Origin of the sequence: Burkholderia sp. AU17457 (assembly GCF_002223255.1) — a bacterium.
GTDB classification, from domain to species: Bacteria; Pseudomonadota; Gammaproteobacteria; order Burkholderiales; family Burkholderiaceae; genus Burkholderia; species Burkholderia sola.
The window spans coordinates 158,115-177,099 of sequence record NZ_NKFB01000008.1; the positions used below are offsets into that span (position 1 = coordinate 158,115).

General features: G+C 72.2%; 3 protein-coding genes. All 3 read left to right on the forward strand.

Annotation, left to right across the window (positions count from 1 at the left end; translation table 11 throughout):
• Positions 1 to 61: 61 nt before the first annotated feature.
• Genes CFB49_RS30765 through CFB49_RS30775 form a run of 3 tightly spaced genes read left to right on the forward strand, consistent with a single transcriptional unit; the run spans position 62 to position 18,943 of the window.
• Positions 62 to 3,310: a non-ribosomal peptide synthetase gene (locus CFB49_RS30765; protein WP_089493259.1), complete on the forward strand. Its 3,249-nt coding sequence runs from the start codon at positions 62 to 64 to the stop codon at positions 3,308 to 3,310.
• Entirely contained in the window at positions 3,310 to 17,346 is a 14,037-nt protein-coding gene (locus CFB49_RS30770; protein ID WP_089493260.1) for a hybrid non-ribosomal peptide synthetase/type I polyketide synthase, read from the forward strand. Before CFB49_RS30765 ends, CFB49_RS30770 begins: the two co-directional genes overlap by 1 nt.
• A 1-nt stretch (position 17,347) precedes the next feature.
• Positions 17,348 to 18,943 (forward strand): MBL fold metallo-hydrolase, encoded by a 1,596-nt coding sequence (locus CFB49_RS30775; RefSeq protein WP_249190630.1) that lies wholly within the window; start codon positions 17,348 to 17,350, stop codon positions 18,941 to 18,943.
• Positions 18,944 to 18,985 lie beyond the last annotated feature (42 nt).

The window sequence follows — 18,985 nt, forward strand, 5'->3', positions numbered from 1 at the left end:
CGCCGGGATCGACTCGCCGCGCCGTCCTTCACGTCCTTCACGTATCCAGACAGGGGCTACCATGCGTACCACTTCGCTTTCAGCCTATCAGTACCGCTTCTGGCTCGAGTGGCAGCTCAATCCGCACTCGTCGGCCTACACGACCGCGCTCGTCTACCGCCTGTCGGGGCCGCTGGATCGCGATGCGCTGCGGCGCGCACTGGACGCGTTCGTCCATGAGCACGACGAAGGATGCCGCAGCACGTTCCGGATGGACGGCACTCGCGTGGTGCGGGACGTGCACGACCGGGTGACGGTCGCGCTCGACTATCGCGACGCGCGGGCGGCGCCGTCGCTGGACGCCGCCGAGGCCGACGCATGGATCGCCGCGCGCGCGGCGCACGTGTTCGCGCTCGACGACGCGCCGCTGTTCCGCTTTGGCCTGCTGCGCGAGGATGCCGATGCGCACCGGCTCGTGCTCAGCTTTCCGCACATCATCTCCGATGCGTTTTCGGCGGTGTACATCAACCAGCGGCTGACGGCGCTGTACAACCACGCGCTCGGCGCGGGTCCGGCGCCCGCGTGCACGTTGCGGGATCTCGGCGAGCAGCTCGCGTTCGAAGCCGCGTACCGCGCGTCGCCGCGCTACGACGAAGATCTGGCCTATTGGCTCGGCGCGCTCGCGCATGCGCCGCTCGGGGTCGAGTTCGACACGGCGGCAGCGGCGGGGCCGCGCGACGCGCGCATCCACCCGATGCGTTTCGACGCGGACACGACTCGCCGACTGCGCGCACGGGCCCGCGCGAGCCGCTCGACGCCGTTTCTCGTGCTGTCGAGCCTGTTCGCGATCGCACTGGCCCGTTGGCAGGACGTGCGCGAGCTGGTCGTGACCTATCCCGTCAACATGCGCTCGCCGGGGTTTCACGACGCCAGCGGATGCTTCGTCAACAACCTGCCGATGCGCTTTTCTCTACGGCCGGGCGACACGTTCCGCGACATCGTCGCGCGGACCACCGCCCGGCGCGCGGAAAGCAAGCGCCATCAGCAGCTGTCGCTGACCGACCTCGTGACGGCGCTGCGGCGCTCGCGTTCGCTGGCCGACACGCCCGTCTTCAACGTCGGCGTGACGGAAGCGTTCTTCGTGCAGGATGCGCCGCTCGCCTTCCACGGCGTGCACGCGGAATTGCTGCCGGTGGTCGCCGCCGAGCGGCCGTTCGACCTGAACTTCGCGTATCAGCTGACGCACGACGGCCTGCACGTGAATCTCGAATACGACACCGGCTGCCTGTCACCGGCGCGGGCCGGCGAATTCGCCGCGCGCTTCGGCCGGCTGCTGCGCGCGTACCTGGACGACGAGGCGCAGCCGGCGCTCGCGGTCGACCTGCTGGCGCCCGAGCAGCGCGCACGGCTCGCGCAATACTGGCACGGGCCCGCGCGCCCGATCGACGCGACGGACTGGCCGGCCCGCTTCGCCGCGCAGTGCGCCGCGACGCCGGATGCGCCGGCCGTCCGGTTCGGCGCGGAGCAACTGACCTATCGCGAACTCGATGCGATGTCGGCCCGGCTCGCGGGCTTTCTCGCGGCGCGCGGCGTGACGCCGGGAGCACTCGTCGGGCTGTGCTGCGAGCGCTCGACGGAGATGGTGCTGGCGATCCTTGCGGTGATGCGCGCGGGCGCGGCCTACGTGCCGCTCGATCCCGCTGCACCACCGGACCGGTTGCGGCGCATCGTCGACGATGCGGGCCTCGCGCTGCTGCTCACGCAGCGGCACCTGCTGACGAACCTGCCCGCCGGGCCGGTCGCACGGCATGCGCTCGACGAGCGCGCGATCTGGCTCGCCGCCGAACCGCTGCCGCCGCAACGCATTCACCCCGACGGGATCGCGTACGTGATCTACACGTCCGGCTCCACCGGCACGCCGAAGGGCGTCGCCAACACCCATCGCGCGCTGGTCAACCGGCTCGACTGGCACGGTTCGCTGCTGCCCGACACCGCGCCGGTGCGCGTGCTGCAGAAGACGCCGTACTTTTTCGACGTGTCGGTCTGGGAATTCCTGTGGACGTTGCAGCGCGGCCATGCGCTGGTGATCGCACCGCCCGGGCTGCACAAGGACCCGGCCGGGCTCGCGGTGCTGCTGCGCGATGCGCGCATCGCGGTCGCCCACTTCGTGCCGTCGATGCTGAACGCGTTCCTGGATACGGCGCCCGGGCAGGTCTTCCCGGATCTCGCACTGGTCGTCTGCAGTGGTGAGGCATTGCTCGCCGAGCAGGCCGAGCGCTTCCACCGGCTGCTGCCGGGGGTACGGCTCGTCAACCTGTACGGGCCGACCGAGGCCGCGATCGACGTGACCGTGTGGCATTGCACGCCGGGCGACGCTCATGCGCGCGCCGGCGTGCCGATCGGCCGGCCCATCGACAACGTGTCGCTGTACGTGCTGGACGCGGGCCTCGAGCCGTGCGCGCCCGGCAGCGCGGGCGAACTGTACATCGGCGGCGCGGGCCTCGCGCAAGGGTACGTCGGCCGCCCGGATCTCACCGCGGCGAGCTTCGTGCCCGATCCGTACGCGGGCCGTCCGGGTGCACGCATGTACCGCACCGGCGACATCGCGATGTTCGGCGAGCACGGCGAGCTGCATTACCTCGGCCGGCGCGACGAGCAGGTCAAGCTCAACGGTAACCGGATCGAGTTGCGCGAGATCGAGGCGTGCCTGCTGGCGCTGCCGGGCATCGCGCAGTGCGCGGTGGTGCCGGTGCGGGTGCAGGGGCGCGTGCGGCTGCTGCACGCATTCGTCGAGCCGGCCGCGGGGTGGGACAACTGGCCGGTCGACGCGTTGCACGCGGAGCTGGCCGCACGGCTGCCCGACGCGATGCGTCCGGCGCGCATCGACGTGGTGGAGCGCATCGCGCTGCTGCCGGCCGGCAAGATCGACCGCAAGCGCCTGGCCCAGCTCGCCGACGCGGCGCTCGAGACGCGCGCGCACGGCGCCGACGTGCGCACGAAGACGCCGTTCCAGGCCGAGGTCGCCGCGGAGTGGTCGGCCGTGCTGGACATCGCCGATATCGGACCGGACGACCATTTTTTCATGCTCGGCGGCAGTTCCGTGCAAGCGATCCAGTTGATCGGGCGCCTCAATGGCCGCTACGGGTTGCTGCTGTCGCCGCCGCTGCTGTTCGGCGCGCCGCAGCTCGACCGGTTCAGCGCGCAAGTGCTGGTGGCGCTCGGCCAGAAGGCCCAGCAGGAGGACCGCCTCGACGCGCTGCTCGATCGTCTCGCGCCGGACGACATGGACGAACTACTTACAGTGTTTTCATCGTCGGGAGAGCTGGTTTGATGTCGCATAACGATTCCACCGAAAACAAGCGTCGCCAATTGCTCGAAGCATTCGGCAGGCAACGTGGCGCGGGCAGCTGCGACGCGATCACCCGCCAGGCACGGCCGGCGGACCTGCCCGCGTCGGCGGAGCAGTTGCGGATGTGGGTGCAGATGGCGATCAGCGGCGGCGCCGGCCATTTCCACGTGCCGCACGTGCTGGAGATCGCGGGCACGCTCGACGAAACGGCGTTGCACGCGGCGCTGCGCGACGTGGTGGCGCGGCACGAGGCGCTGCGCACGACGTTCGACGAGCGCGACGGCCGCCTGTACCAGCGCGTGCATTCCGAGCTGGCCCCGTCGCTGCCGGTGCATCGGCACGCGGCGGATGTGACCGACGCGGAGATCGCCCGCGCGATCACGGCCGAAATCGCGCAGCCGTTCGACCTCGCGCACGGGCCGCTGCTGCGCGTGTCGCTGCATCGTCCCGGCGACGCCCGGCAGATTCTCGTGCTGACCGCCCATCACCTGATCGTCGACGGATGGTCGCTGGAACTGATGCTCGCCGACTGGTGGTCGGCCTATGCGGCGCGGCTGGCGGGCCGCGCGCCTGAGCCGCCCGCCAGCGACGCGCCGCAGTATGCGGACTATGCGCTGTGGCAGCAGGCGCGCAGCGCCGCGGACAGCGCGCCGAGCCTCGCCTACTGGCAGGGCCGGCTGACGGGCGCGACGACGCTCGAATTGCCGTTCGCGCTGCCGCGCCCGGCACGGCGTGCGCACGACGGCGAACTGGTGTTCTTTGCGATTCCCGCCGCCGTGCGCGCGCGGGCCGAGGCGCTGGCGCGGCGGCAGGGCGGCACGCTGTTCACGGTGATGCTGGCCGCGTGGCGCTGCCTGCTCGGCGACTACGCCGGCCAGGACGACTTCTGCATCGGCACGACCGCATCGAACCGCGTGCATCCGGGCAGCGAGCGCATCGTCGGCTTCTTCGCGAACCTGCTCGCGTTGCGCACCGCGCGGCAAGGTTGCGCGACGTTCGCCGCGCTGGTCGGGCGCGAGCGCGACACCGTCGCCGACGCGCTGCGGCATCAGGCGGTGTCGTTCGACCAGGTGGTCGAGCAGGTCGGCGTCGCGCGCGATTCCGCGCGCAGCCCGCTGTTCCAGGTCAACTTCGTGCTGCAGGACACGAAAGGCGCGGTGCCCGGCGCCGCCGAGCCGGCGATGGCGGCCGGGATGCCGGCGATGACGGTGCGCGACGACCTGTACCGCTACGCCCAGTTCGACCTGACGCTGTTCGCCGAGCTGACGTCCGATGCCGTACGCTGCTGCACGGTGTTCCGCACCGACCTGTTCGAGGCCGCCGATATCGAGCGGCTGTCGCGCACCTACGTGCAGTACCTCGACGCGCTGACCGCGCAGCCGGACGTGCCGTTCGGCACGCTCGCACGCGGCGACGCGGCGACGCTCGACGCGCTGCGCGGCTGGCAGAGCCGGCCGCTCGGGCAGCCGCTGCCCGACTCGATCGGCGCGGTGATCGACGCGCTTGCGCGGCAGCATCCGGGGCGCCCGGCGATTAGCCACGGCGACGCGACGCTCGACTACCACGCGCTGAACACCCGCGCGAACCGGCTGGCGGATCACCTCCGCGATCTCGGCGTGTCGCCGGGCTCGACCGTCGGCCTGTGTCTCGAGCCGGGCGCGGAGCTGATCGTCGCGATGCTGGCGGTGCTCAACGCGGGCTGCGCGTATGTGCCGCTCGACAGCCGCTATCCGGCGGACCGGCTGCGATTCCTGCTCGACGACAGCCAGGCGAGCGTGATCGTCACGCGCGAGGACGTGGTGGCGCGCACCGATGCGCTGCGTGACGGCTATCTGAACCTGATCGTCCTCGAGGACCACGACGACGAGATCGCCGCGCGAGACGGCGCGTTCGTCGCGAGCGGGCTGCCGGCGCAGATGCCGGCGTACCTGATGTACACGTCGGGCACCACCGATCGTCCGAAGGGCGTGATCGTGCCGCAACGGGCGATCCTGCGGCTCGCGTACCGCCCGACTTATCTCGACGTGACGCCGGACGACGTGTTCCTGCAGTTCGCGCCGACCGCGTTCGACGCGTCGACCTTCGAGATCTGGACCGCGCTGCTGAACGGTGCGTCGCTCGTGGTGCCGGCCGGACGCGACGCGTCGCTGGACCAGCTCGGGCCGTTGCTGGTCGACGCGCGCGTGACGATTCTGTGGCTGACGAGCGGCCTGTTCGCGGCGATGGTCGATCACGCGCCGGACGCGCTGCGGCGGCTGCGCTACCTCGTCTGCGGCGGCGACGTGCTGTCGCTGCCGCACGTAGAGCGCGCCCGCGCGCTGCTCGAACACGGGCAGGTCGTCAACGGCTACGGGCCGACCGAGACCACGACGTTCGCGACAGCGTACCCGGTGCGTGGTGCGCCGGCGGCGGGGCGCACGGTGCCGATCGGCATGCCGATCCAGGGCACGTCGGTGTACGTGCTCGACGACGCGCTGAATCCGCTGCCTCCCGGCGCGGCGGGCGACATCTACATCGCGGGGCTCGGCGTCGCGCACGGCTACGCGAACCGGCCGGACCTGACCGCGGCCGCGTTCGTGCCCGATCCATACGGCGGCGAGCCGGGCGCCCGCATGTACCGCAGCGGCGACGTCGGCTACTGGGCACATGACGGCGCGTTGCATTACCTCGGCCGGCGCGACCGCCAGGTGAAGCTGCGCGGCTACCGGATCGAGCCTGCGGAAATCGAGGCGGCGCTGGCCGCATGCCGCGGCGTGCAGGCCGCCGTCGTGACGGTCGACGCGACGCCGCAGGGCGACAAGCAACTCGTCGCGTACTGGACCGCCAGCCCCGGCGCGGGAGCGGACGTGCCGGACGAAGCCGGCCTGCGCGCGCAGTTGCGGGCATCGCTGCCGGATCACCTGGTGCCGGCGCGTTTCCACGCGGTGCCGCACATTCCGCTGACGGCGAACGGCAAGGTGGACCGGGCTGCGCTCGCGCGGCTCGCGCCTGCGCAGGAGGCGGCCGCGGAAACGGCGCCCGAGACGCTGACCGACACGCAGCGCATCCTGCGCGCGTTGTGGGAAGACGTGCTGGGCCGCAGCGGGTTCGGCCTCGACGACGGTTTCTTCGATCTCGGCGGCGATTCGCTGCTGGCGATCCGGCTGAAGGCGCAGGCGCAGCGCCACGGGCTCGAATTCGAGATCCAGGACCTGTTCGTCCACCAGAGCGTGCGTACGCTGGGCGAGCACATCGAGCGGCAGCGCCGCGCCGGCGCGGGTGCAGGTGCGGATGCTAGCGCGGGCGCGCCGGCCGAGGCCGCCGCACCGCGGGCGCCGCTGACGAGCGACGCGGACCGCGCGCGGCTGCCGGCCGGCGTCGTCGACGCGTATCCGCTCAGCCGCCTGCAACTGGGGATGCTGTATCACAGCCTGCGGCACGAGCGCTCGAGCCTGTACCACGACGTGATCGGCTACGAGGTCGCGTATGCGTGCGACGAAGCCTGCGTCGCGCGTGCGCTCGACCGGCTGTCGGCGCGTCATCCGGCGTTGCGCACCGCGCTGCGGATGGAAGGGTTCAGCGTGCCGCTGCAGCTCGTGTTCGACGCGGCGCGCATTCCGCTGGCGATCACCGACCTGACTGCGCTCGATGCGGCGGCGCAGGCCGCCCGGATCGCCGCGTTCATGGACGGCGAGCGGTTCGCCGCGTTCGACGTCGCCGCCGCGCCGCTATTCCGCTGCTTCGTGTTCAAGCTGGCGGCGCAGCGCTTCAAGCTGGTATGGAGCTTCCATCACGCGATACTCGACGGCTGGAGCGAGGCCGCGCTGACCGCCGAATTCATCCGGCTCTACACGGCGGGCCTGGCGGGCGCGCAGAACGGGCAAGACGGGCAGAACGGGCAGAGCGACGAGCCGGTGCAGGCCGGTTACCGCGATTTCATCGAGCGCGAACAAGCCGCGCTCGCCGATCCGGCCGAACGCGATTTCTGGCGCGGCCAGCTCGACGGCGCACAGGCGCTGTCGCTGCGTCGCGCGCCTCTGGCGGCCGACGCGGCAGACGAGCGTGTGGATTATCTGGAGGTCGAGATCCCCGTCGAACTGGAGGCGGCGCTGCGTGCGCTTGCGCGCGACGCGAACGTGCCGCTCAAGAGCGTGCTGCTCGCCGCCCATCTGCGTGCGCTGCAGGCGCTGAGCGGGCGGCGCGACGTGCTGACGTCGATGGTGACGCACGTGCGGCCCGAGACCGAGCATGCGGAGCGCGCGGTCGGGCTGTTCCTGAATTCGGTGCCGGTGCGCGCGGCGCTCGACGGCGACGCATCGCCGGTCGCGCAGGTGCGGCAGGTATTCGAGATCGAGTCGGGCATTTTCCGGCATCGTTTTTATCCGTCGCAGCAGATCCGGCAGGACAACGGCGGGATCGAACTCGGCGAGGTGCTGTTCAATTTCACGAGCTTCCACGTGCTGCGCGAGCTGGACGACGCGGACGTGCGGATGCTGGCGGGCCGCGACGGCCACGCGGTCAACAGCTTTCCGGTGCAGGTCGATTTCTCCGTCTCCGCGAGCGACCAGCGGCTGCGCTGCATCGTCGGCTATCGGGCCGACAGCCTGCGGCGTGCCGACGCGCAAGACATCGTGCACGCCGAGCACGAGGCGCTGCGGCGGCTCGCCGGTGCGCCCGCGGCGACCTGGCTGCCGCCGGCCACGCTCGCGCGGCTGGACGAGTGGGCGACGCCGAAGCCGGGGCTGCCGGTGGGCGCGAGCGTCGGCGAGCGTCTCGCCGCGTGCGCGGCTGCCGCGCCGGACGCCGTCGCGCTGATCGACGACGCGGGCGAGACGACCTATGCGGCGCTGCTCGAGCAGTGCGACCGGCGCGCGGCGGCGCTCGCCGCGCTGGGCGTGCGGCAGGGCGACGTCGTGGCGGTCTGCGCGGGCCGCTCGGCGGCGACGCTGCAGACGGTGCTCGCGCTGTTCCGGATCGGCGCCGTGTATCTGCCGCTCGATCCCGCGTTGCCGGAAGCGCGCCATCGCTTCATGGTGGACGACGCGCGCCCGGCGGCGATCGTCGGCGATGCCACCGCGCCCGCCTGCCTGCGTGCGTGCGGCGTGCGTTTCGTCGAGCTGGCGGCGCTGGCGCAAGCGAGCCACGCCACCTTGGCGGCCGCGCCGCGCGTCAGCCCCGGTGAGCCCGCCTACATCCTCTATACGTCCGGCTCGACCGGCACGCCGAAGGGCGTGTTGTGCCGCCAGGAAGGCATCCTCGCGTTGTTCGATGCGCTTGCCGACACCTATCCGCTCGCCGCGGGCGACCGCGTTCTGTGGAAGACCGCGCAATCGTTCGACGTGTCGCTCACCGAAATGCTGTGGCCGTTGATGAAGGGCGCCGCGATCGTGATCGCGCGGCCGGACGGCCAGTACGATCCGCGCTACCTGCAGCGCGCGATCGAGCAGCATCGCGTGACGGTGGTCAATTTCGTGCCGTCGATGCTGCACCTGTTCCTGCAATCGCTCGACGCCGGCGCGGCGAGCCCGCTGCGCGCGGTGTTCGCCGCCGGCGAGCCGCTGCTGCCCGCGACCGTCGAGCTGGCGGCGCGCGTGCTGCCGCACGCGCCGCTGTTCAACGCATACGGCCCGACCGAGGCCAGCATCTACGCAACCGTGTGGCGTTGCACGAGCGGCCCGGTGCTGATCGGTCGCGCGGTGGGCGACGTCGGCACGCATATCCTGTCGCCCGAGCTCGCCCGGTTGCCGATCGGCGTGACGGGCGAGCTGTACCTCTCCGGGCGCGCGCTGGCGTCGGGCTACCTGAACCGGCCCGAACTGAGCGCGGAGCGTTTCGTGCCGAACCCGTATGCGACGGGCGACGCGGATCGCGTGCTGTATCGCACCGGCGACCTGGCCCGCTTCGATCGCCACGGCGACATCGAATTCGTGGGCCGCGACGACCAGCAGGTCAAGGTGCGCGGCTTCCGCATCGAGACGGGCGAAGTCGAATCGGTGCTGGGCCGCCATCCCGGCGTCGCCAAGGTCGCGGTGCTGGCGCGTTCGGGTAGCGCGGGCGCCGTGCTCTGTGCGTTCGTGCAGGCGGCGGGCACGCTGCCGGACGGCGCGCTGAAGGCGCATGCGCAACAGGCGCTGCCGCCGTACATGGTGCCCGACCGGATCGTCGTGCTCGACGCGATGCCGATGACCGGCAGCGGCAAGATCGATCGCCTCAGGCTGGCCGACTGGCCGCTCGATGCGGCGAGCGTCGCGGATCGTGCCGTCCCCGCCAACGCCGCGCGCCGCGCGCCCGGCGATGCGCAGGCCGCGGTCGCGGCGATCTGGCGCGACGTGCTCGGCCTCGCCGAGATCGATCCGGACACCAACTTCTTCGACGCCGGCGGCCACTCGCTCGCGCTGATCCAGTGCCAGGCGCGGCTGCGCGGCGAATTCGGCCGCGACGTCGACATCGATCACCTGTTCCGCTACACGACGATTCGCACGCTGGCCGGCTGGCTGTCCGCGTCCGGCGAGCCGGCGGCCGATGCCGTCGGCACGGCCGAGGCCGCACGCGCGTCGCAGGTCGACAGCCGCGACGTCGCGATCATCGGGATGAGCGCGACCGTCTCGGGCGCGGACGACGTCGAGCAGTTCTGGCGCATGTTGCTCGCGGGCGAGGACGGCATCACCCGGCTCGACGACGCGCGGCTGCGCGCGCTCGGCGTGCCGGACGAACTGCTCGGCAATCCGCGCTTCGTCGCCGCGCGCGGGTTGATTCGCGATCCGGACTGTTTCGACGCCGCGTTCTTCGGCTATACGCCGCGCGAAGCCGAAATCATGGATCCGCAGCAGCGCAAGCTGATGGAGGAAAGCTATCGCGCACTCGAGGACGCCGGTTACGCCGGGCCCGGGCCCGCGCGCGACGTGGGCGTCTACGTCGGCGTCGGCGCGAGCCAGTACCTCGCGAACCACGTGCTCGGCAACCGCGACGCGGTCGACGCGCTCGGGTTGTACCAGATCAACGTGCTGAACCAGGCCGCGACGCAGATCGCCTACCGGCTGAATCTCACCGGCCCCGCGGTCACGCTGAACACCGCGTGCTCGACGTCGCTGGTCGCGCTGCACATGGCCGCGCGCGCAGTCGCGCAGGGCGACTGCGAACTCGCGCTCGCGGGCGCGGCGTCGATCGGCGTCGACGACGTGCCGGGCTATCTGCACCGTACCGGCGGGATCTTTTCCGCGGACGGCTATTGCCGCGCGTTCGACGCGGCCGCGAGCGGCACCGTGGAGGGCAGCGGCGCGGGGGCGGTCGTGCTGAAGCGGCTCGATCTCGCGCGCCGCGACGGCGATCACGTGTATGCGATCGTCAAGGGCTCCGCGATCAACAACGACGGTCACGACAAGGCAGGCTACACCGCGCCGAGCCCTGCCGGCCAGGCACGGGTGATTCGCGCCGCGCTGGCGGACGCGGGCGTGGATGCCGCGTCGGTCGGCTATGTCGAGACGCACGGCACCGGCACGCTACTCGGCGACCCGATCGAAATGGCCGCGCTGAAGGCGACCTACGGCCAGCATCCGGCACGTGCGCCGCGCGTGCTCGGCGCGGTCAAGACGAGCGTCGGGCACCTGGACAGCGCGGCGGGGCTCGCGGGCGTGATCAAGGCGGCGCTTGCGCTCGAGCGCGGCAAGGTGCCGGGCACGCTGCACTTCGATACGCCCAACCCGCTGCTCGAACTCGATGACGCGTCCTTCCGCATCACCGCGCAAGCGACCGACTGGCCGGACGGCGGCGCGCCGCGCCGCGCGGCCGTCAGTTCGTTCGGCATCGGCGGGACCAACGCGCACGTGATCCTGGAAGCCGCGCCGCCCGAGGCGGACGCGCCGACGGCCGCCGCCGCGCATTGCCTGCGGCTGTCGGCCGCCACGCCGGACGGGCTGCGGCGCGCGGCGGACGGCCTCGCCGCCGCGCTGCGCCGCCACCCGGAATGGGCGCTGGCCGACGTCGCGTACACGCTGCAGGCCGCCCGGCAGGACCACGCATGCCGCGCGTTCGTGGTCGCCGAGTCGCGCGACACGGCGCTCGACGCGCTGGCGGCGGGCGTGTCGCCGGCCGCCGCCGACGCGCCGTCCGCGCGTCCGGTGATCTTCCTGTTCACCGGGCAGGGCGCGCAGGCCGCCGGGATGGCGCGCGACCTGCATCGCGAGAATCCGGTGTTCCGCGCGGCGCTCGACCAGGTGTGCGGGCGGTTCGCGAGCACGGCCGGGCTCGCGCTCGAACCTTACCTGCTGGGCGACGCGAGCACCACCGACACCGCGCTGGTGCAGCCGCTGCTGTTCGCGTACGAGTACGCGCTGTATCAGGCGTGGGCAGCGCTGGGCGTGACGCCGGATTACCTGATCGGCCACAGCCTCGGCGAATTGGTCGCCGCGTGCTGCGCGGGCGTGTTCTCGCTCGACGACGCGGTCGGCTTCGTGGCGGCGCGCGCGGCGGCGATGCAGGCGCAACCGGCCGGCGCGATGCTGTCGATATCGATCGCGGAAGACGAGCTGGCCGCGCAATTGCCGCCGACGCTCGCCATCGCGGCGGTCAATGGGCCGCTGCAATGCGTGGTGTCCGGCCCGGTGGATGCGGTCGACGCGTTCGCGGCGCACCTGCGCGACGCCGGTGTCGCGCATGCGCGGCTCGCGTCGTCGCATGCGTTCCACTCGCCGATGATGACGGACGCGGCGGCGCGCGTGCACGCGCATGCCGCGACGATGACGCTGCATGCGCCGCGCATCCCGTTGATCTCCAACCTCGACGGCACGCTGCTGGACGCGCCGCGCGCCACCGATCCGGCGTACTGGGCCGCGCACGTGCTCGGCACGGTGCGCTTCTCGGCAGGCGTGCGAACACTGGCGGCGCTGGGCGATGCGCTGTGGGTCGAGATCGGCCCGCGCGACGTGCTGGCGGCGCTGGTGCGCGCGCATCGTTGCGCGCCGGCCGACGCGGTGCTGGCGACCTTCACGGAACGCACGCCGCGCACGATGGTTACGTTGCTCGCCGGCTACGGGCGGCTGTGGGCGAAGGGCGCGCGGCTGACACGGCGCGACGCCTACGCGGGCGAGCGCCGCAAGCGCCTGCCGTTGCCGGGCTATCCGTTCGAGCGGACGCGTCACTGGCTGCCGGCACAGCACATCGCGCGCGTGCAGCCGGAGGCGTTGCCGCCGTCGATCGCAGCGGTTGCTGCGCCGGCCGCGGTCGACACCGCGCCCGCTGCGTCGGCCGAAACCGACGACGTGCGGCATGCATTGACGCGTATCTGGACCGAGTGCCTCGGCCATGAGCGGATCGCGCCGACCGACGATTTCTTCGAGCTGGGCGGCGATTCGCTGCTGGCCGGGCGCGTGCTCACGCGAATTCACGAGCGCCTGAAGGCGGAGCTGACGCTCGACGCGTTCTTCGGTGCGCCGACGATCGACGGGCTGGCTCGCGCGATTCGCGTGCAGTCCGAACCGACGCCGCCTGCCATGCAGGCGGCAACGACACCGGACGGCCTGCCGGGCACCGGGCCGCGCCGCGCGCCGATGTCGTTCCAGCAGCGCCGGCTGTGGACGCTCGAACGGCTCGGCATGGGCGGTTCGGTCTTCCATCTGCCGCAATGCCTGCACCTGCACGGCGAGCTCGACCGCGCCGCGCTGCACGCGGCGCTCGAGGGGCTGGTCGCGCGCCATCCGGCGCTGCGCACGTCGTTCCACGAAGGACCGGACGGTGACGGCGAGCAGCACGTGCATGCCGACGCGACGGTCGCGCTGTCGATCCATGCGTACGCAGGCGGCACGGAGGACGCACTGCGCGCGTTCATCGCGCAGCATCGCGACGCGCTGCGGGCGGAGCCGTTCGATCTCGCGCGGCCGCCGCTGTTTCGCGCACGGCTGCTCGAACTCGGGCCGCGCCGCGCGTGCCTGCTGATGTCGTTCCATCACATCGTCGTCGATGGCTGGTCGTTCCGGCTGATCGCGCAGGATCTCGCGTCGCTGTACGGCGCGGCGGGCCAGGGCGGCGCGCCGGATACCGAACCGCCCGCGTGGGATTACGCGGACTACAGCGAGGAGCAGGCGACGCGGTTCGCCGCCGGGCGCTACGCGGCGCACGAGGCGTTCTGGGCGCACCTGGACGGCGCGCCGGTGCTCGACCTCGGCGGCGATCGACGTCGCGCGCGCACGCCGGGGCGTCTCGCGCACAGCGGCCGCGTCGCGGTGGATGCCGAGCGTGCGCGGCAGGTCGACGCGCTGGCGCGGCGCTTGCGGACGACGCCGTACGTCGTGTTCCTGTCCGCGTTCCTGCTGATGCTGTCGCGGCGCACCGGGCAGCGCGACCTGGTGGTCGGCTCGCCGGTCGCCAATCGCGCGTCGAGCCGCACCGAAGGGCTCGTCGGCTTTTTCGTCAACCTGCTCGCGCTGCGCGTGGCGTTCCCGGCGGCCAGCCGCGCGCGGGCGTGGATCGAGCGGGTGCGCGACTGCGTGATGGCCGCGCACGCGCACCAGGACTATCCGTTCGAAAAGCTGGTCGAGCGCTTCGCGGGCCCGCGCGACACGTCGCTAACGCCGCTGTTCCAGGTGGTGTTCTCGATGCAGGAGGCGCCGGTTCGCCATGTGCGGATCGGCGGGCTGGACGTCGCGTTCGAGGACACGCCGGAAACGGAAACCGAATACGACCTGACGATGAACCTGCATCGCGACGGCGCGGGCTACGGCGGCGTGCTGCTGACGCGCGACGGCGCGCTGGAGCGTGGCGAGGCCGACGAGGTGATCGAACAGTTCCAGGCCGCGCTGGACCTGCTGCTGACGCTGCCGGACGATGCGCCGCTCGGCGACGCGGGCGTGCTGTCGGCCGCGCAGCGGCAGGCCTGGCAGGCGGCGTCCGGGGTGGCCGACGTGTCGTCGTGGGCGGTGTCCGACCTCGTGTCGCTGCTGTCGGGCACGCTGACGGACGGCAACGCCGCGCCGGCGGTCGCCACCGCGCACGAAACACTCAGTTACGCGGCGCTGCGGGCGCGGGTTGAGCAGGTCGCGGGCGCGCTGCACGCGCGCGGTGTCCGCGCCGGCGATCGCGTCGCGCTGTGCTTGCCGATGGGGCTCGACGCACTGGTGGCGCTGCTCGGCGTGCTGCGCATCGGGGCGACCTACCTGCCGCTCGATCCTGCCGCGCCGGCCGCGCGGCAGCACGCGATCCTGTCGCAAGCGGCGCCGGTGCTGCTCGTGCACGACGCGACGGCGGCGCCGCCGACGTGGCCCGGCTGCGCGACGATCGCGTTCGCCGCGCTTGGCGACGCGTTCGCCGGCGCGCCGCCCGCACGTATCGATCCGCAACAGGCCGCGTATACGCTGTTCACGTCCGGTTCGACCGGCGTGCCGAAGGGCGTCGACGTCAGCCATCGGGCGGTCGCGCACAAGATCCAGGCGCTGTGCGCCGCGTATCGCATGACGGCCGACGACCGGGTGGTGCAGTTCTCGTCGCTCGCGTTCGACGTGTCGATCGAGGAAATCTTCACGACGCTGTCCGCCGGCGCCTGCCTGCTGCTGCTCGAGCGCGCGGCATGGCCGACGCTCGGCGCGTTCAGCGGCCTGCTCGACCTGCAGCGCGCGACCGTGCTCAACCTGCCCGCGTCGTTCTGGCGCGAATGGGTGCGTGCGATCGGGCTCGGCGAGGCCGCGCTGCCTGCGCGGCTGCGGCTGGTCGTGACGGGCAGCGAGACGGTGCCGCTCGCGGCCGTGCAGACATGGCGCGCCGTGACGGGCGGCCGTGTGGCGCTGATGAACGCGTACGGGCTGACGGAAAGCGTGATCACGTCCGTCGTGCACGACGTGCCGGCCGACGCGCGCCCGGATGAACGCGACGTGCCGATCGGCGCACCGCTGCCCGGCACCACGGCCTATGTGCTCGACGCGCACCTGCAACCGGTGCCGCCGCTGTGCCGCGGCGAGCTCTACCTCGGCGGCAGCGCACTTGCGAGCGGCTACCCGGGCCGGCCCGGCCAGACGGCCGCCGCGTTCCTGCCCGATCCGTTCGCCGGACAACCGGGCGCGCGCATGTATCGCACCGGCGACCTCGTGCGTCGCGACGGCGAGGGCGCGCTGATCTACCTCGGCCGCAGCGATCGCCAGATCAAGGTGCGCGGCGTTCGTGTCGATCTGGCCGAAGTGGAAGCGCTGCTGCTCGAACAGGACGGCGTGCGCGAGGCCGCGGTGCGGCTGTCGGGCGGACCCGACGCGCCGGCGCCGCGGCTGGAGGCGTTCATCGTGGTCGGCTCAGACGCATCGGGCGCGGCGGACACGTCACGCGAGGCGGCGCGCGAGCGGCTGCGCGCGTTGCGCCGCGTCGCGCCCGCGCATCTGGTGCCGCATGCGCTGGCAATCGTGCCGTCGCTGCCCAAGACGTCCGGCGACAAGATCGATCGCCAGTGGGTATCGACGGCGGTGCTGCCGTCCGCGGCCGCGGACGGCGACGACACGCCGCCGCTGCGCGCGCTGCTGACGGTGCTGCGCGACGTACTGCGGCTGGATCGGATCGGCCGCGACGACAACTACTTCGGGCTGGGCGGCGATTCCATCCTGGTGCTGCGGGCCGTCGCGCAGCTGAACCGGGCCGGCTGGACGGTCGACCCGCAGGATTTCTTCGCGAGCCCGACCCTCGCGGACCTGGCCGATTGCCTGCGGCCGCTGGCGGCGCGACCGGACGCGCACGATGTGTCCGCGTTTCCGCTGACGCCGTATCAAAGGCGCGTGCTGCAACGCCCGCATGCGCACCACTGGAACCGCGCGTTGCTCGTTCAGGCGGCGCAGCCGCTCGACGCCGACGCGCTGCGGGCCGCGCTCCGCTCGCTGCTCGACGCGCATCCGGGGCTGCGCTGCGTATTCGATCGCGGCGCGCTGGCGGGCCGCGTCGCGCCGGCGGACACGGACGCCGTGCAGCGCTGCTTCAGCAGCCACGACCTCGCGGCGGACGATGCGGCGCGCTTCATCGTCGCGCACAGCACGACGCTGCAGCAGGGCTTCGATCTCGCGCAAGGGCCGCTGGTGCGGATCGCGCACTACCGATGCGGCGCGGCCGGCGACCGGCTGCTGCTCGTCGTGCACGGTCTCGTCGCGGACAGCCATGGCTGGGCGGTGCTGCTGGACGACCTGGCCAGTGCGTATGCGGCGCATGCGAACGGCCGGACGCCGGCAGTGGCCGCGCCGACGCTGGCGTATCCGGCCTATCTTCGCGCGCTCGACGCACGCATGGCGGCCGTGCGGCAGGCGGGCGAAACCGCCGCGTACTTTGCGCCGATGGCGGCCAACGTCGCGCTGCCGCGGGATCGGCACGCGGAAGCCGGCGCGAACGCCGAGGCAAGCCAGCAGGTCGTGCGCGACCGGCTGACGGGCGAGGCGGCGCGACGGTTGCTGGCCGTCGTGCCGCAGCGCCTGCGCGTGAAAGCCGCCACCGTCGCGATCGCGGCGGCGGCGCGCGCGCTCACCGACTGGGCGGGCGGCGCGGTCGTCGCCGATCTTGGCCGGCACGGCCGCGACTGGCTCGACGACGGGCCGGCGGTCGAGCGCGCGGTCGGCTGCTTCGTCTGCGACGTGCCGCTGCTGTTGCCGCATCACGCCGGCGTGCCGGGCGTCGCCGCGCTGCGCGAATGGGAGACGACGCTCGCCGCGCTGCCGCTGGCGGCGCTGGGCGGTGCAGACCTGCCGCCGCCCGCCGGCGTCGATCCCGACGCGTGGCGGCGCTGCGTGCAGCCGCAGGTCAGCGTCGATTTCGTGTCGGCGGCCGCCGCGCGTCCGTCCGCGTGGTTCTCCGCCGCCACCGAGGCGGTGGGCGCGGACCGCGCGGCGAGCGACGAACGTTCCCATCTGCTGAACCTCGTCTGCGTCGCGGGCGACGGCGAACTCGCGTTCGAGTGCCGCTACAGCGACGCCGTCCACACGCGCGCCACCGCCGAACAGTTGCTGCGTCGGTGGCGCGAACACATGGAGGCCGCGCTCGCGCATGTCGCCGACGCAGCCGTTCCCGTAGTCGAACACGATCATTCCTGACATGACCCAGATCTACCTGAAACCCAACGTCGTCTTCGAACCGCTGATCAATCAATGGTATGCGTGGACTTTCCTGCTGCAGCCCGCGACCTGCGCGCTGGTGATGAAGCAGGTGCATCTGCGCATCATGGAATCCTTCATCCGCGCGCCGGAGCTGCATCGGCGCTCCGCCGCGAAGATGGCCGGCGGCCCGTTTCTCAATGGCGGCCGTGAGCTCGTGCCGGCGGTCGACGCGCTGATCCGCGAGACCCGCACGCGCGCCGCGCCGCTGCTGGCGCTGGCGGACGCGCTGCGCGAGCTCGACGAACTGCTCGCGCGGGAAGGGGGCGGCGATACGCTGTCGCCGCTGTATGCGCGGGTGCCCGAGCCGTTGAAGGGATTCGTCGAGCTGGGCTACGACCTGCGCGGCCACGCGTCGTACCGGCTGTTCGAGCGGCTGCTGTACGACAGCGCCGGCTATCTCGACGCGCTGCAGAGCGTGAACGGCTTCCTCGCGACCAGCGACGACCGGAGCTTCATGCTGAGCACGCCGCGCTTTCCGGACGAGCACATGGTGCAGATCCGCCTGCCGTTCCGCGACGCGCTGTACGACGAGCTGTTCGCGGCCCGCCACACGGGCGCCGCGCCGGACCTGATCGACCGCCTGCTCGCGCACGCGGAGGGCGGCGCCGCGCGGCGCACGGCGCTCGAAACCTGGTTCACCGATGCGCCGCCGCCGCGCCCGCCGTCGGCGCCGGCGCGCGCGGGGCAGCCGGTGCGGGTGCGCTACTTCAACCATGCGACGGTCCTGGTCGAAACCGCGGAATTCTCGCTGCTGACCGATCCGATCGTCGGCTATCCGCTCGGCCAGGGCGACGATCCGTTCACGTTCGCGGATCTGCCCGAGCGCATCGATTACGTGCTGCTGACCCACAACCATCAGGATCACATCGTGCTCGAGAGCCTGCTCCAGCTACGGCACCGGATCGGCACGCTGGTGGTGCCGCGCAGCCACGGCGGGTTCCTGCAGGACCCGTCGATCCGGCTCGCGCTCGAAGCGTGCGGGTTCGAGCGGGTGATCGAGGTCGGCGAGCTGGACAGCGTGCCCGTGCCGGGCGGCGAGATCGTCGCGCTGCCGTTCCTCGGCGAGCACGGCGATCTGCATATCGCCGCGAAGATGGCGTTCGCGCTGAAGGTGGACGGCAAGAGCATGCTGTTCGCGGCCGACTCGAACAACCTGCAGCCGGAGCTGTACCAGCGCATCGCGCAGCGCATCGGCCGGATCGGCACGCTGTTCATCGGCATGGAATGCGAAGGCGCGCCGATGTCCTGGCTGTACGGCGCGCTCCTGAACGAGCCGCTCGGGCGCCAGTTCGACCAGAACCGCCGCCTGAACGGCTCCGACTGCGAGCGCGCGTGGCCGCTGGTCGAGTGCTTCGCGCCGCGCCAGGTGTTCGTCTATGCGATGGGCGCGGAGCCGTGGCTCAAGTTCATCTCCAGCATCGAATACGCGCCGACCTCGCTGCCGATCGTCGAATCGGACAAGCTGATCGCCCGCTGCCACGCACACGACATCCAGTCCGAGCGGCTGTACCTGAAGAAGGAAATCGTCCTTTGAGCGCGCGCGACCGCGGGGCCGCCCGCATCGTCTCGTCGAATC

Bases quoted from the DNA above. Each gene is read 5' to 3' on its own strand.
- CFB49_RS30775 (WP_249190630.1), top strand. From the start codon at position 17,348: ATGACCCAGATCTACCTGAAACCCAACGTCGTCTTCGAACCGCTGATC.
- CFB49_RS30765 (WP_089493259.1), top strand. From the start codon at position 62: ATGCGTACCACTTCGCTTTCAGCCTATCAGTACCGCTTCTGGCTCGAG.
- CFB49_RS30770 (WP_089493260.1), top strand. From the start codon at position 3,310: ATGTCGCATAACGATTCCACCGAAAACAAGCGTCGCCAATTGCTCGAA.